Origin of the sequence: Shewanella sp. S1-58-MNA-CIBAN-0166 (assembly GCF_040310085.1) — a bacterium.
In the GTDB taxonomy this organism is placed as follows: domain Bacteria; phylum Pseudomonadota; class Gammaproteobacteria; order Enterobacterales; family Shewanellaceae; genus Shewanella.
In genome coordinates, this window is sequence record NZ_JBEOPN010000003.1 from 227,991 (window position 1) to 242,910 (window position 14,920).

The following is a 14,920-nucleotide window of genomic DNA, read 5'->3' on the forward strand; positions in this document are numbered from 1 at the left end:
ATCAAGGTCAGTATTATGCAAACTCAATATACGCACATTGTTTTAGGCTTAGGGGCAACAGGGCTCTCGGTCGTGCGTTTTTTAGTGTCTAAAGGCATTAAACCTTTAGTGATGGACAGTCGTCGTCATCCGCCGGGTGCAGATACGTTGGCACAAGAGTTTGCCGATATTGAATTATTGGCTGGCGGGTTTGATTGTCGTTATTTAGTTCAGTCTAGCCAAATTATCATCAGCCCTGGTGTGCCAATCGATACGCCTGAAGTGCGTGCAGCATTGGACATGGGAATTGAAGTGATTGGTGATGTCGAGTTATTTGCTCGAGAAATAGCAGACAAAAAACCTTGCGTTGTCGGTATCACTGGATCAAATGGTAAATCTACGGTGACGACATTAGTGTACGAAATGCTGTTAGCTGCCGGAAAATCGGTGGCGATTGGCGGTAATATTGGTACACCAGCGCTGGATTTATTACCTCAGAATGCAGACTTTTACGTACTTGAACTATCGAGTTTTCAACTTGAAACAACTCATTCATTAAATTGTATTGCGGCAACGTGTCTCAATGTTAGCGAAGATCATATGGATCGCTATAGTGACTTAAATACTTACCGCGAAGCAAAATTACGCTTATACCCACAAAGTCGCTTTGTGATGTACAACCGTGATGACGAGTTAACTTATCCGTTAGAGCCAATGAATCAAAATAATTTTGGTTTGGATGTGCCAGAAGGCGATGCATGGGGATTAAGTGATGGCAAGATTTTCCATGGTGACAGTGAAATTATTAATTTAATTGATGTGACCTTAATTGGTAGCCATAACCATGCAAACTTACTAGCTGCAATGGCATTAGCCGATGCTTGTGGTGTCGGTAAAGAGGCCATGATAGAAGTGGCTAAAACCTTTGTTGGTTTAAGCCATCGTTGCGAACTGATTGCCGTTAAGCAAGGTGTGTCGTATATCAATGACTCTAAAGCGACCAATGTTGGCGCGACAGTTGCCGCGCTAGAGGGACTTAATTCACACTTAGGTGATTTGTATTTGATCGCCGGTGGAGACGGTAAAGGCAGTGATTTTAGTCCGCTTATAGAACCGTTGAGCAATATTACCCAGCTTATTACCTTGGGGCGAGATGGACGCAAAATTGCCAAATTAAAACCAGGCACTATTGAAGTGACAACGATGGCAGAGGCCGTCGCCAAAGCCGCTGAATTAACATCGTCTGGTGACATAGTATTATTGTCGCCAGCATGTGCAAGTTTAGATATGTATAAGAACTTTATGGCTCGCGGTGATGATTTTAGACAGTGTGTGGAGTCGTTAGCCGATGGCGAATAACGAGCAGCAACTTAGCTTGTTTAAACGGGGCCTTAATTGGACTTTGCCCTCGTTATTATCAGATGACCATACACCGGGTATGCCGTTATACGACCGTAGCTTTCTAGTCGCGATTGTCGGCTTAATGTGTTTTGGCTTTGTTATGGTGATGTCTGCTTCAATGCCTGAAGCGACCAAACTGACTGGCGACCCGTTTTATTTTATGTATCGCCATGTGCTTTACCTTGTTGGCTGCGTAGTGATTGCTTTCGTGGTACTGAAGTTTGAAGTCAGCTATTGGGAAAAAAACAGCGGCATGCTGATGCTAGCGGTGTTGGTATTATTGATAGCAGTACTGTTTATCGGTACTTCGGTTAACGGTGCTCGTCGTTGGTTGTCTATCGGTCCTATTAGGATCCAAGTCGCCGAAATGGCCAAGTTTGTATTTATTGTCTACATGGCAGGTTACCTAGTACGTCGTCATGGTGAATTACGCGAAAACCGTAAAGGCTTCTATAAACCGATTGGGGTTTACGGTTTGTTTGCAGTATTGATTTTGTTGCAGCCTGACCTAGGCACCGTGGTGGTGTTGTTTGTGTGTACGGTAAGCTTGTTGTTTCTGGCTGGCGCGCGCATTACAGACTTTATGGTGTTGATATTACTTGGCGTAGCGACCTTCGTATTACTGGTGCTATTCGAACCCTACCGTATGCGACGTGTGACCTCGTTTATGGATCCGTGGGAAGACCCATTTGGCAGTGGTTATCAGTTGACGCAGTCCTTAATGGCTTATGGCCGAGGCGATTGGTTTGGTCAGGGTTTAGGTAACAGTATTCAGAAGCTGGCTTATTTACCTGAGGCACACACTGATTTTATCTTTGCTGTTATCGGTGAGGAGCTGGGGTTTACCGGTATTATGGTGGTGTTATGCACATTATTTTTTATTGCTATACGTGCGATTAGATTGGGTAATTTATGTTTAAAAATGCAGCGCCCTTTTGAAAGTTATGTCGCCTATGGTGTCGGTATTTGGATTTGTTTTCAGACCGTAGTTAACGTAGGGGCCAGTATTGGTATGTTACCAACCAAAGGGTTAACCCTACCGTTTATTAGCTATGGTGGCAGTAGTTTGTGGATTATGACCGCTGCGGTGATGTTGCTTGTTAGGATAGATCATGAACGTCGAGTTAGTTTGGTGCAAGCCGTACAAGGGAGAACCAGTTAATGAACAGTAATATTAGTCGTTCTCCTAAGATATTAATTATGGCTGGCGGTACGGGTGGCCATGTTTTTCCTGCACTTGCGGTGGCGAAGTATTTAGCGGAGAAAGGTTGGCAAATACGTTGGTTAGGTACTGCCGACCGAATGGAAGCGCGTTTAGTGCCTCAACACGGATTTGATATTGAATTTATCGATATTAAAGGTGTGCGTGGTAATGGGCTTATGCGTAAGTTAGCGGCACCATTTAAAATTATCCGTTCAATTATTCAAGCCAAAGCGGTAATTGATGATTTTCAACCCGATGTGATTCTAGGCATGGGCGGTTTTGCCAGCGGCCCGGGCGGAGTGGCCGGAAAATTGTCAGGTATTCCTGTCGTGTTGCATGAGCAAAATGCGATTCCAGGATTAACCAATAAGTTGTTATCTAAGATTGCCAAAAAAGTGTTGTGTGCATTCCCCAATACCTTTACCAGTAGCGTCGCTAATGTTGAGGTTGTGGGTAATCCCATCCGCCAAGAGCTGATTGAGTTAGGCGCACAAATTAAAACACCGCAAGCCGATGCGTTAAGAGTATTGGTGGTAGGTGGCAGTTTAGGTGCCAAAGTATTGAATGATGTCATGCCTGCTGTGGTGGCTCATCTGAGTAAATATCATTCTCTGACAGTTTGGCACCAAGTGGGCAAAAATAACCAAACAACAGTAAAGTCGAGTTATCAACAACTTGGCCAATCAGACAGTGTCAATGTTGCAGAATTTATTGATGATATGGAAGCCGCTTATCGTTGGGCCGATGTAGTGGTTTGCCGCTCCGGTGCCCTTACAGTGTCCGAACTGGCAGCCGTGGGTTTACCGAGTATTTTAGTGCCGTATCCTCATGCAGTGGATGATCATCAAACTGTAAATGCATCAGTACTTGTTGATGCTGGCGCAGGATTTTTATTACCACAAACCATTTTAAATGCAGATAACCTTGCTGAAAAATTGCAGTTATTTGCTGAAAATAGACAAGAACTAGCCCAAATGGGTCATAAGGCAAGAGGCGTAGCGGTATTAGATGCGACTCAACGAGTAGCAGATATTTGTGCCTCATTTGCGAGTAAGGGTTGAAATGACTAAGACAGAAAGATACGCACAGCTTCGTAGCATGATCCCTGAAATGAGACGGATTAAGCGCATTCATTTTGTTGGCATCGGTGGTGCTGGCATGGGTGGTATTGCGGAAGTGCTTGTGAACGAAGGTTATCAAATAAGCGGCTCAGATATCGCTATCAATAGCGTAACTGAGCGTTTGGCGAGTCTTGGCGCAAAAATCATTATTGGCCATCAGGCCCAAAGCGTTGAACAGGTTGATGTTGTTGTTGTTTCGACTGCCATTAACCCGCAAAATCCTGAGATTATTGCCGCTAAAGAATTACGTATTCCGATTGTACGCCGTGCAGAAATGCTGGCTGAGTTAATGCGCTATCGTCATGGTGTTGCGATTGCCGGCACTCATGGTAAAACCACCACGACGAGCTTAATTGCCAGTGTCTATGGTCAAGCTGGCCGTGATCCAACATTTGTGATTGGTGGTTTACTTAATAGCGCAGGTACCAATGCACGCCTAGGCACCAGTCGTTACCTTATTGCTGAAGCAGATGAAAGCGATGCAAGCTTTTTGCATTTGCAACCAATGGTCAGTGTGATCACCAATATCGAAGCCGATCACATGGATACATATGGTGGCGACTTTGAGAAACTGAAAACCACTTTTATCGATTTTTTACATAATCTGCCGTTTTATGGCGTCGCAGTAATGTGTATTGATGATGAAGTGATCCGCGAAATTATGCCACGTATTGGCCGCCAAGTTGTGACCTATGGTTTCAGTGAAGAGGCTGATGTCCAGGCGATTAATTTTGCACAAAATGGTCACCAGTCAAGCTTTACGGTTAAGCGTCATGGCAAAGATAATGTTGATATTGTACTTAATTTGCCAGGTGAACATAACGTTCTTAACGCTTTAGCCGCGATTGCTGTCGCCAGTGAAGATGACATCGATGATAGTGCGATTGTACAAGCACTTGCAGAGTTTGAAGGTATAGGTCGTCGTTTTCAGCATTTAGGTGAATTTGAAACACCTAATGGCAGTGTCATGCTCGTGGACGACTACGGCCATCATCCAAGTGAAGTATTAGCAACGATTAAAGCAGCGCGAGCAGGTTGGCCAGACAAACGTTTAGTGATGGCATATCAACCGCATCGTTACAGCCGTACGCGCGACTTATATGAAGACTTTGTCGATGTATTGTCGCAGGTAGATTGTTTATTATTATTAGATGTTTATGCAGCGGGTGAAGCTCCTATCCCGGGTGCCGATGGGCGGGCTTTATGCCGTTCAATTAGATTACGAGGTCAAATAGACCCTATTTTTGTCGCCAGTCCAGATCAACTAGCGGCAGTTTTACCTGATGTGTTGCAACATGGGGATTTATTTATGACCCAGGGTGCGGGTAATATTGGTGCTTTATCGAAAGAATTAGCTCAGAATAATTTGGGTTGTAAAGTGCTTGTAGAAGAGCAATAAAGTGATTGATTTTTCACCAATTATTGTGTGTGAAAATCGAGCTTTAAACCTTATGAATTGGTCTATATAATGACCGATCTTTTGGAGTTAACTCCGGAACAACGTCAGAGGCGGATTTAAGGTGTCGTGGAGCGATAAAGGGCGGCAACTAAAACATAAATTAGCTCGTGTTAATTGGTATTTTTGCACTGGTGTAGTGTTTTTATGCAGTGTGCTTGGCACCGTTGTTTGGGGTTGTGTGCAACTACACGAGTTGTTAAACGATGCTGATGCATTGCCTATTGAAGCGGTTGCTATTAAAGGTGAGCGAATTTATACCACCGATGACGAAATTAAAAATGCATTACAGTCATTAATGCAAAGTAGTTTTTTTAGCGCAGATGTGGTGGATGTACAAAAAGCATTAGAAGCATTGCCGTGGGTTTATCATGCATCAGTAAGACGAGAATGGCCGGCAAAGTTTAAGGTTACCTTACAAGAACAACAAGCTGTAGCGCATTGGAACGAAGTGTCTTGGCTTAATATTAACGGTGAGGTTTTTGATGCGTTTGCGCATTCAGAACATGATGCCTTACCCAAGTTATCTGGCCCTGAAGGGACTGAAATAGAAGTATTGACCAGCTACCAGCAGTTAGATGATTTATTGACAATAAACGAGTTTAAGTTGGTCAGTTTACGCTTAAGTCCTCGCCATGCGTGGCATGCTGTACTGGCTAACGGAATTGAAATAGAGCTTGGGCGAGAAGATAAAATGTCACGGATACAACGCTTTATTAATGTGTATCCAACTTTGAAGCAAAGTGAAAAACCAATTGCGACCGTTGATTTACGTTACGATACCGGGTTCGCCGTAGGTTGGGATGATTCAAAAAAGAGAGTCGACAATAAATGACCAAAAATCAGGAAAGAAACCTCATCGTGGGGTTAGATATAGGGACATCCAAGGTCGCAGTGATCATTGGTGAAGTATTACCTGATGGTGAGATTAGTGTCATTGGTTTAGGTAATCATCCTTCTCGCGGCATGGATAAAGGCGGCGTGAATGATCTCGACTCTATAGTGCGCAGTGTGCAACGGGCGTTAGATCAAGCCGAGTTGATGGCTGATTGCCAGGTTTCATCGGTGTACTTAAGTATTTCGGGTAAACATATTGCCTGCCAAAATGAAAATGGCATGGTGTCGATTAACGACGAAGAAGTCACCCAAGAAGACGTCGATAATGTAATCCATACCGCACGCTCGGTTAAGATCCCGACAGAACGTCGTATTTTGCATGTATTGCCGCAAGAGTATTCAATTGACGTTCAAGACGGCATTAAGAGCCCAATTGGTATGTCGGGCATGCGTATGGAAGCCAAAGCTCATATTGTTACTTGTGCTAATGATATGGCCAAAAACATTACTAAGAGTGTCGAGCGTTGCGGTTTAAAAGTAGATGATTTGGTATTTTCGGGCATCGCTTCTGCAGACTCTGTGCTCACAAATGATGAGAAAGATTTAGGCGTGTGTATTGTTGATATTGGTGGTGGCACAACCGATATTGCTGTATATACCAACGGCGCATTACGTCATTGTGCAGTTATTCCGGTAGCGGGTAACCAAGTCACAAGTGACATCGCCAAGATATTCAGAACACCGTTAACGCATGCTGAACAAATAAAAGTGCAGTTTGCCAGTGCCAGAAGTTCTACGGTAAGCCGTGAAGACAGTATTGAAGTACCGTCAGTGGGTGGTCGTCCTTCACGTAGCATGTCACGCCATACTCTGGCAGAAGTGGTAGAGCCAAGATATCAAGAATTGTTTGAGCTTGTGCTTAAGCAGTTACAAGATAGCGGTCTAGAAGATCAAATTGCAGCAGGGATTGTGCTTACTGGAGGAACGTCCTCGATATCGGGTGCCGTTGATATTGCTGAAGCAACCTTTGGTATGCCAGTTCGTGTCGCATCACCGCTACCAGTAAAAGGGTTATACGAATATGTTGATCAACCTATTTATTCAACAGGAATAGGGTTGCTTCATTATGGCGCAAGACGAGTCATCGAACGACAGTTCGAACGACCTGAGCGCCAAGGGGTTACCAGCTTTTTGAATCGGGTCAAAAGTTGGTTTAAGGGTGAATTTTAATAACGCAGACAAATGGAGATCAGACAATGTTTGAGATCATGGATACACATTCAGACGAAGCGGTGATTAAAGTCATCGGCGTCGGTGGCGGCGGCGGAAACGCGGTCGAACATATGGTAAAACACAGCATCGAAGGTGTTGAATTTATCGTTACCAATACAGATGCACAAGCACTACGTAAATCAAGTGCTGGTTCAACTATTCAGCTTGGCCGCGACGTGACTAAAGGTCTCGGTGCGGGCGCAAACCCAGATGTGGGCCGTCAAGCCGCTGAAGAAGACCGCGAGAATATTCGTGCTGCAATTAAAGGGTCTGACATGATCTTTATCGCTGCCGGCATGGGTGGTGGTACCGGTACTGGTGCTGCTCCTGTTGTGGCAGAAATTGCCCGTGAAGAAGGTATTTTAACCGTTGCAGTTGTGACCAAGCCTTTTCCTTTTGAAGGTAAAAAGCGCATGGCCTATGCAGAACTTGGTATTGCCGAGTTAGCTAAACATGTGGATTCGTTAATTACGATCCCCAATGAAAAGCTATTAAAAGTATTGGGTCGTGGTACTTCATTGCTTGATGCTTTTGCTGCAGCTAACAATGTATTACTTGGTGCTGTTCAAGGTATTGCTGAGCTAATTACTCGTCCTGGTCTAATCAACGTCGATTTCGCCGATGTGAAAACCGTTATGTCCGAAATGGGTAATGCCATGATGGGTACCGGTGTTGCTCGTGGTGATGATCGCGCTGAAGAAGCTGCAGAAGCTGCTGTGGCTAGCCCATTACTTGAAGATATCGACTTAGCCGGTGCGCGCGGTGTGTTAGTTAACATCACAGCAGGTATGGATATCACTATCGAAGAGCTTGAAACTGTGGGTAACCACGTTAAAGCTTATGCATCTGACAATGCCACTGTTGTAGTTGGTGCTGTCATTGATCCAGAAATGAGTGATGAGTTACGTGTAACTGTTGTTGCTACAGGTATCGGCGCAGAGAAAAAGCCAGACATTCAATTAGTGTCTAAGCCTGTTGCTCGTCCAGAACCTGTTGTAATAGAGCCGCGTCCAGAACCTGTTGAAGATGTGATGACACAACAAAGTTACGCTGCGCCAAAAGGTAATGCTGTTCCGCAGCCTCAACCTGTACAGCGTACTGATGCTGACTATCTTGATATTCCGGCATTTTTGCGTAAGCAAGCTGATTAATACACGGATAAAACGTTATGTTTTTGCGTGATTAATGAGCGAAGTGTGCGAAAAAGGTTATTTTGCAAGCAGGTTTATACATTTACTCTGTGTTTGGCGTTTTTTTTGTGAAAAGCTAAATTTATGGTAGCATGTTGTACCAGTTATGCATGATAGCCTAAGGCTATTTTTGCAACTATTTGTTTAATATTGATATTTATGGGCGACTGAATGATTTTTCAAAGAACTGTTCAAAAAATGGTGAAGAGCACTGGGGTCGGATTACATTCCGGCAACAAAGTGACTCTATGCATTATGCCCGCACCAGTGAATACAGGGATTGTACTAAAACGTACCGATCTTAGCCCTGCTGTGTCTATCCCAGCCAAAGCTGATATGGTTCGTGAAACAACAATGTGTACCGCCCTTGTAAACGATGCTGGGATTAGAATATCAACCATTGAGCATTTGTTTGCGGCACTTGCCGGCTTAGGCATCGATAATGCAATTATCGAAGTCGATGCACCAGAAATCCCGATTATGGATGGCAGTGCAAGCCCATTTGTGTTCTTACTGCAAAGTGCAGGAATTAAAGAACAAGCTGCAGCTAAAAAATACCTAAAAATCATCAAACCTGTGCGTGTTGAAGATGGCGATAAATGGGCTGAGTTAAAACCTTTTAAAGGCTTTAGAGTTGATTTTAGAATTGACTTTGATCATCCAGAAATTGCTCGTAGTCAACAACACATGGTGATGGACTTTTCGACATCAGCGTTTGTGAAAGACATTAGTCGTGCCAGAACATTTGGTTTTATGCGAGATATTGAATACCTACGTGCGAATAATCTTGCACTAGGTGGCAGCATGGAAAATGCCGTTGTACTTGACGAATATCGTGTATTAAACCCTGATGGTCTGCGTTATGAAGACGAATTCGTTAAGCATAAAATCCTCGATGCATTTGGTGACTTATATGTTGCTGGTCATGCCATCGTCGGCGAATTTTCAGCTTATAAAACTGGTCATGCGTTAAACAACCAACTTGTGCGTGCATTACTTGCTCAGCAAGATGCGTGGGAGTTGGTAAGCTTTGATAAAGAGGCTGATGTGCCTGTCAGCTTCATGGTTCCAGGTGCGTTAGCGCACGTTTAATCAGTTAAGATTGCCTATTACGGCTGGCTAATGCAGCCAGCCGTTTTAGTTTTTCACCTAAAGAACCATCAACATGTGCAGCTAATGCTTCAATATGTTGTGCTGCAGTGGTGCTGATCACATTTTGATTAGGTTGAGATTGTGGTTTTGCTAAGGCAAGCCCAGGATTGACTTTCACCTCTATAGCGGTAAGCATCGGAAGTGTGTCAGTTTGAAGTTGTTTTAATAGCTTCTGCTTTTGAAAGTTTATTCTTGCAGCCCATGCTGCAGATGTCGTTTCAATAACAAGAACACCCTGGCGGATATTAGCAACTTTTAGCTGCTCTGCCACAGGACCATTTAACGTCTGTTTGACATATCGATTCAGATTATTAAGTAGTTCTGCTTTCTCGGCCAGTTCAGGCAGTCTCCCAGACAAATGAACTAAATTGCTGAGATCTTGAGGGGGCTTTTTCATATGATAATAAGATGGCTGAATTAGGCTATGAGTGTAACAGTTTTTATCCAAGGTCGAAATGGTGTAACGCGCTGGCAACCTAGTAAGCGTTGGTTACTCCTACCTATTATTCTGATGGCCACTGGCACAGGAATATATCAATATAGCACTGAGCGTTTTGCTAACCAACAAGCGAAAGTTGATGAAAATAAACAGCTTCGCCAACAGCAAAAGCAACAAGTGGTAGAACTCAAAACTGCAACAGAAACCCAGCTGGCAACTTTGGTTGCTCATGTGGCAAAAATGCAGGCCAAAATCACCCGACTTGAAGCCCTAGGGCAGCAAGTAGCGCAAAATAATCTCCTTGATGACCAATTTGATTTCTCTACAGAAGTTGGTATCGGCGGGTTAAGCGAAATCGGCAATGGTGTCGAATTAAGCCAGCTTATCGATGAAATGAATAAGTTGGCGTCTAGAATTGATAATAATAACGTTCAGCTATCACTACTTGAAACAGTAGCATCTAATCTCCATATAGATGAAGAGCGTTATATATCAGGGCGGCCAATCGATAAAGGTTGGTTATCTTCGCCCTATGGTTTACGAAATGACCCTTTTAGTGGCCGACGAACAATGCATAAAGGTATTGATTTTGCCGGCAAAGAAGGGGCAGATGTTACAACTACTGCTGCAGGCGTTGTAACATGGTCAGGAAGCATGCTTGGATATGGTGAGTTAGTCGAAATAGATCATGGTAATGGTCTTCGCACTCGCTATGGACATAATAAATCTCTGTCAGTAAACGTAGGTGACGTCGTTGCCAAAGGCGATAAAATTGCCAGTATGGGAAGCACAGGCCGTTCAACCGGCCCCCATGTGCATTACGAAGTGCTGCGTGGTAAACAACAAATAGATCCACAGAAATACGTTTACCGCAAAGCAAGTTAATAATATTAACGGTTAATGCGCTCAAATGAGCCAAACCTACAACAGATAAGTGATTAAGATGTTAGGCAAACTACTGACAAAAGTATTCGGAAGTCGCAACGACCGCACCCTGAAAAATCTTGGAAAAATTGTTATTCAAATTAATGCATTAGAAGCTGATTACGAAAAGCTTTCTGATGAAGAACTCAAAGCAAAAACGACAGAGTTCCGCACACGTTTAGAAAATGGCGAAACCTTAGATAACATCATGGCAGAAGCATTTGCTGTTGTACGTGAAGCATCAAAGCGTGTGTTCGACATGCGTCCGTTTGATGTTCAATTACTCGGCGGCATGGTTTTAGACAGCAATCGTATTGCTGAAATGCGAACCGGTGAAGGTAAAACTCTAACGGCAACTTTGCCAGCTTACCTTAACGGCATAACGGGCAAAGGTGTTCACATCATTACTGTGAACGATTACTTAGCTACACGAGATGCTGAGAATAACCGTCCATTATTTGAGTTTTTAGGTTTAAGTGTCGGAATTAACATTGCTGGTTTAGGTTCATTCGAAAAGAAAGAAGCCTACAACGCAGATATTACCTACGGTACTAATAATGAATTTGGTTTTGACTACCTTCGCGACAACATGGCGTTTTCTCCACAAGAGCGCGTTCAGCGACCATTGCACTATGCCCTTATTGATGAAGTCGATTCAATTCTAATTGATGAAGCCCGTACACCATTGATTATTTCTGGTGCGGCAGAAGACAGCTCTGAATTATACGCCAAAATTAATTTATTGATCCCAAGTCTCATCGCTCAAGACAAAGAAGACACCGAAGACTATGTTGGTGAAGGTGACTATAGTATTGACGAAAAGGGTAAACAGGTTCATTTAACTGAACGTGGTCAAGAAAAAGTTGAACAGCTATTAATTGAAAAAGGCATGTTAGCCGAAGGTGACTCGCTCTATTCTGCGACGAACATTTCGTTATTGCATCATGTTCATGCGGCACTTCGCGCACATACCTTGTTTGAAAAAGATATCGACTATATTGTACAAGACGATGAAGTTATTATTGTCGACGAACATACAGGCCGTACTATGCCTGGTCGTAGATGGTCAGAAGGCTTGCATCAAGCTGTCGAAGCCAAAGAAGGCGCTAAAATCCAGAATGAAAACCAAACTCTGGCTTCTATCACTTTCCAAAATTATTTCAGACAGTATGAAAAGCTTGCCGGTATGACAGGTACAGCAGATACCGAAGCATTCGAATTTCAACATATCTATGGTTTAGATACCGTTGTTGTTCCTACAAATCGCCCAATGGTTCGTAAAGATATGGCCGACTTGGTCTATCTTACCGCGCCAGAAAAATATGCAGCGATTATTAAAGATATCGAAGGTTGTCGTGAACGTGGCCAACCGGTATTAGTGGGTACTGTCTCTATTGAACAATCAGAACTACTTAACTCATTATTGAAAAAAGCTAACATTCCGCATAGCGTGCTTAATGCTAAGTTCCATGAAAAAGAAGCAGAGATTGTTGCTCAAGCCGGTAGTTTAGGTGCTGTGACTATTGCAACTAACATGGCTGGCCGTGGTACAGATATCGTATTAGGCGGTAACTGGAACATGGAAATTGAAGCGCTAGATAATCCAACGGCAGAACAGAAAGCTAAGATTAAAGCTGACTGGAAAATACGTCATGATGAAGTGCTTGCTGCAGGTGGTTTGCACATCCTAGGTACAGAACGTCACGAATCTCGTCGTATCGATAATCAGTTACGCGGTCGTGCTGGTCGTCAAGGTGATGCGGGTTCTTCACGTTTTTACTTGTCGATGGAAGATAGCTTAATGCGTATCTTCGCTTCAGATCGAGTATCTGGCATGATGAAAAAGCTCGGTATGGAAGAAGGTGAGGCTATTGAGCATCCTTGGGTATCACGTGCTATTGAAAACGCTCAACGTAAAGTTGAAGCTCGTAACTTTGATATCCGTAAGCAATTGCTCGAATATGATGATGTCGCTAACGATCAACGTCAAGTTGTCTATGCACAGCGTAACGAGCTAATGGATGCTGAAAGTATTCAAGACACTATCCAGAATATCGAACAAGATGTGATAAGTGGAATTGTCGATCAATATATTCCACCGCAATCACTTGAAGAACTTTGGGATGTACCGGGGCTTGAACAACGCCTTGGTAATGAATTTGGCCTAAAGCTAACAATTCAAGAATGGTTAGATCAAGATGATAATCTGCATGAAGAAACGTTACGCGAACGGATTCTAACGTCATGGAGTGAATTATATAAAGCTAAAGAAGAGATGGTCGGTGCACAAGTATTACGTCAATTTGAAAAAGCGGTAATGCTGCAAACACTAGATGGACTCTGGAAAGAGCACTTAGCTGCCATGGATCACTTACGCCAAGGTATTCATTTACGCGGTTATGCACAGAAAAATCCAAAGCAAGAATATAAGCGTGAATCGTTTGAATTATTCCAACAATTGCTTGAAACACTGAAAAATGACGTGATAAGTGTACTGTCTAAAGTGCAAGTTCAAGCGCAGTCAGATGTTGATGAAATGGAGCAGCGTCGCCGTGATGAAGATGCAAAGATTAAACTGGCTTATCAACACGCAGCAGCAGAAGCATTAAGTGATACAGCAGAGCAACAAATAGAAGCGCCTAAAACAGTCATCCGTGAAGGTGAGAAAATAGGCCGTAACGATCCGTGCCCATGTGGTTCAGGACAAAAGTACAAACAATGTCACGGTAAACTCAGTTAACTCTCTGTTCACTATTGATGTTAGATAAAAAAGGTAGCGATTATTCGCTACCTTTTTTGTTTCTGGGATAATAAAACTGACTGATAATCTCACCCTTTGTGGATAACTTTGGGGGTAAATAGTGGGTATCATGTAGTTAAGTGCTCAAATGAATAAAAGATCATAAAAAGATCATTTTTTTGCACAAAAGCGCTTGCACTAAATCTTAAGCTGCCTATAATGCGCATCCACTGACACGGCATACAGCGAAAGCGAAAACCGGTTAGCGTTATTAACAACTACTTAGTGGTGTTAGTAACAGGCGAAAAGAAGTTTGAAAAAACACTTGACGCAATAAAGGGAATGCGTAGAATACGCAGCCCAAGCCAACGACCTAGCGTCTGACGGCGATGTCTGAAAAATCGACATCAAGCTCTTTAACAATTTATCAAGTAATCTGTGTGGACATTCACAGGTATTGAGTTATTCGAAATTGTCTTCTGTTCTTCGGAATGTTGGCAATCAAAAAATTACAACTCAATGCAACGATGAGTGTTCATAGTAATATGTACAAACATTATTTAGATTCTTCCGAGTCTAATTAATGAAATCAGAATTCATTGAGCCGAAAGCGTCGTTCTTATTTATAAGAGTGGGGTTTTCAAAAGAACTTTAATTGAAGAGTTTGATCATGGCTCAGATTGAACGCTGGCGGCAGGCCTAACACATGCAAGTCGAGCGGTAACACAAGGGAGCTTGCTCCTGAGGTGACGAGCGGCGGACGGGTGAGTAATGCCTAGGGATCTGCCCAGTCGAGGGGGATAACAGTTGGAAACGACTGCTAATACCGCATACGCCCTACGGGGGAAAGGAGGGGACCTTCGGGCCTTCCGCGATTGGATGAACCTAGGTGGGATTAGCTAGTTGGTGAGGTAATGGCTCACCAAGGCGACGATCCCTAGCTGTTCTGAGAGGATGATCAGCCACACTGGGACTGAGACACGGCCCAGACTCCTACGGGAGGCAGCAGTGGGGAATATTGCACAATGGGGGAAACCCTGATGCAGCCATGCCGCGTGTGTGAAGAAGGCCTTCGGGTTGTAAAGCACTTTCAGTAGGGAGGAAAGGTGGTGTGTTAATAGCACATTGCTGTGACGTTACCTACAGAAGAAGGACCGGCTAACTCCGTGCCAGCAGCCGCGGTAATACGGAGGGTCCGAGCGTTA

Annotated in this window: 11 protein-coding genes and 1 rRNA gene; 11 read left to right on the forward strand and 1 reads right to left on the reverse strand. The window is 43.5% G+C overall.

The features are described 5' to 3' along the window. The first annotated feature begins 15 nt into the window (after window positions 1-15). The 8 genes from murD to lpxC all read left to right on the forward strand — a co-directional run bounded on the left by murD (window position 16) and on the right by lpxC (window position 9,552). The gene (murD, locus tag AAEY99_RS03805) at window positions 16-1,338 is read left to right on the forward strand and encodes a UDP-N-acetylmuramoyl-L-alanine--D-glutamate ligase (protein ID WP_101088504.1); all 1,323 of its coding nucleotides are present in this window, start codon (window positions 16-18) and stop codon (window positions 1,336-1,338) included. Continuing rightward, the gene (gene ftsW, locus AAEY99_RS03810) at window positions 1,328-2,542 is read left to right on the forward strand and encodes a cell division protein FtsW (protein WP_162024089.1); all 1,215 of its coding nucleotides are present in this window, start codon (window positions 1,328-1,330) and stop codon (window positions 2,540-2,542) included. The genes murD and ftsW overlap by 11 nt, the downstream gene beginning before the upstream one ends. Then, window positions 2,542-3,645 (forward strand): undecaprenyldiphospho-muramoylpentapeptide beta-N-acetylglucosaminyltransferase, encoded by a 1,104-nt coding sequence (gene murG / locus AAEY99_RS03815; RefSeq protein ID WP_162024088.1) that lies wholly within the window; start codon window positions 2,542-2,544, stop codon window positions 3,643-3,645. Before ftsW ends, murG begins: the two co-directional genes overlap by 1 nt. Window position 3,646: 1 nt before the next feature. Continuing rightward, complete coding sequence (gene murC / locus AAEY99_RS03820; RefSeq protein WP_101088501.1) at window positions 3,647-5,104, forward strand: UDP-N-acetylmuramate--L-alanine ligase; 1,458 nt, start codon at window positions 3,647-3,649, stop codon at window positions 5,102-5,104. A 121-nt stretch (window positions 5,105-5,225) separates the two neighbouring features. After that, window positions 5,226-5,996 carry a cell division protein FtsQ/DivIB gene (locus tag AAEY99_RS03825; protein WP_101088500.1) on the forward strand — a complete coding sequence of 257 codons (771 nt, stop codon included), beginning with the start codon at window positions 5,226-5,228 and terminating at the stop codon, window positions 5,994-5,996. After that, complete coding sequence (gene ftsA, locus AAEY99_RS03830; RefSeq protein ID WP_101088499.1) at window positions 5,993-7,228, forward strand: cell division protein FtsA; 1,236 nt, start codon at window positions 5,993-5,995, stop codon at window positions 7,226-7,228. Before AAEY99_RS03825 ends, ftsA begins: the two co-directional genes overlap by 4 nt. 26 nt (window positions 7,229-7,254) lie before the next feature. After that, window positions 7,255-8,421: a cell division protein FtsZ gene (gene ftsZ / locus AAEY99_RS03835; RefSeq protein ID WP_011639210.1), complete on the forward strand. Its 1,167-nt coding sequence runs from the start codon at window positions 7,255-7,257 to the stop codon at window positions 8,419-8,421. 210 nt (window positions 8,422-8,631) lie between these two features. Further along, window positions 8,632-9,552 (forward strand): UDP-3-O-acyl-N-acetylglucosamine deacetylase, encoded by a 921-nt coding sequence (gene lpxC / locus AAEY99_RS03840; RefSeq protein ID WP_011639209.1) that lies wholly within the window; start codon window positions 8,632-8,634, stop codon window positions 9,550-9,552. Between the two features lie 4 nt (window positions 9,553-9,556). Here lpxC and AAEY99_RS03845 read toward each other — a convergent pair whose 3' ends face one another. Continuing rightward, the gene (locus tag AAEY99_RS03845; RefSeq protein ID WP_101088497.1) at window positions 9,557-10,009 is read right to left on the reverse strand and encodes a DUF721 domain-containing protein; all 453 of its coding nucleotides are present in this window, start codon (window positions 10,007-10,009) and stop codon (window positions 9,557-9,559) included. A gap of 27 nt (window positions 10,010-10,036) precedes the next feature. Here AAEY99_RS03845 and AAEY99_RS03850 point away from each other — a divergent pair, with 27 nt between their 5' ends. The 3 genes from AAEY99_RS03850 to AAEY99_RS03860 form a co-directional block, all read left to right on the forward strand. Next, window positions 10,037-10,936 (forward strand): M23 family metallopeptidase, encoded by a 900-nt coding sequence (locus AAEY99_RS03850; RefSeq protein ID WP_101088496.1) that lies wholly within the window; start codon window positions 10,037-10,039, stop codon window positions 10,934-10,936. Between the two features lie 58 nt (window positions 10,937-10,994). Next, complete coding sequence (secA, locus tag AAEY99_RS03855; RefSeq protein ID WP_162024087.1) at window positions 10,995-13,715, forward strand: preprotein translocase subunit SecA; 2,721 nt, start codon at window positions 10,995-10,997, stop codon at window positions 13,713-13,715. A 652-nt stretch (window positions 13,716-14,367) separates the two neighbouring features. After that, window positions 14,368-14,920: ribosomal RNA gene (locus AAEY99_RS03860) — 16S ribosomal RNA — on the forward strand; the annotation flags it as partial.

Bases quoted from the DNA above. Each gene is read 5' to 3' on its own strand.
- murD (WP_101088504.1), top strand. From the start codon at position 16: ATGCAAACTCAATATACGCACATTGTTTTAGGCTTAGGGGCAACAGGG.
- ftsW (WP_162024089.1), top strand. From the start codon at position 1,328: ATGGCGAATAACGAGCAGCAACTTAGCTTGTTTAAACGGGGCCTTAAT.
- murG (WP_162024088.1), top strand. From the start codon at position 2,542: ATGAACAGTAATATTAGTCGTTCTCCTAAGATATTAATTATGGCTGGC.
- murC (WP_101088501.1), top strand. From the start codon at position 3,647: ATGACTAAGACAGAAAGATACGCACAGCTTCGTAGCATGATCCCTGAA.
- ftsA (WP_101088499.1), top strand. From the start codon at position 5,993: ATGACCAAAAATCAGGAAAGAAACCTCATCGTGGGGTTAGATATAGGG.
- ftsZ (WP_011639210.1), top strand. From the start codon at position 7,255: ATGTTTGAGATCATGGATACACATTCAGACGAAGCGGTGATTAAAGTC.
- lpxC (WP_011639209.1), top strand. From the start codon at position 8,632: ATGATTTTTCAAAGAACTGTTCAAAAAATGGTGAAGAGCACTGGGGTC.
- AAEY99_RS03845 (WP_101088497.1), bottom strand. From the start codon at position 10,009: ATGAAAAAGCCCCCTCAAGATCTCAGCAATTTAGTTCATTTGTCTGGG.
- AAEY99_RS03850 (WP_101088496.1), top strand. From the start codon at position 10,037: ATGAGTGTAACAGTTTTTATCCAAGGTCGAAATGGTGTAACGCGCTGG.
- secA (WP_162024087.1), top strand. From the start codon at position 10,995: ATGTTAGGCAAACTACTGACAAAAGTATTCGGAAGTCGCAACGACCGC.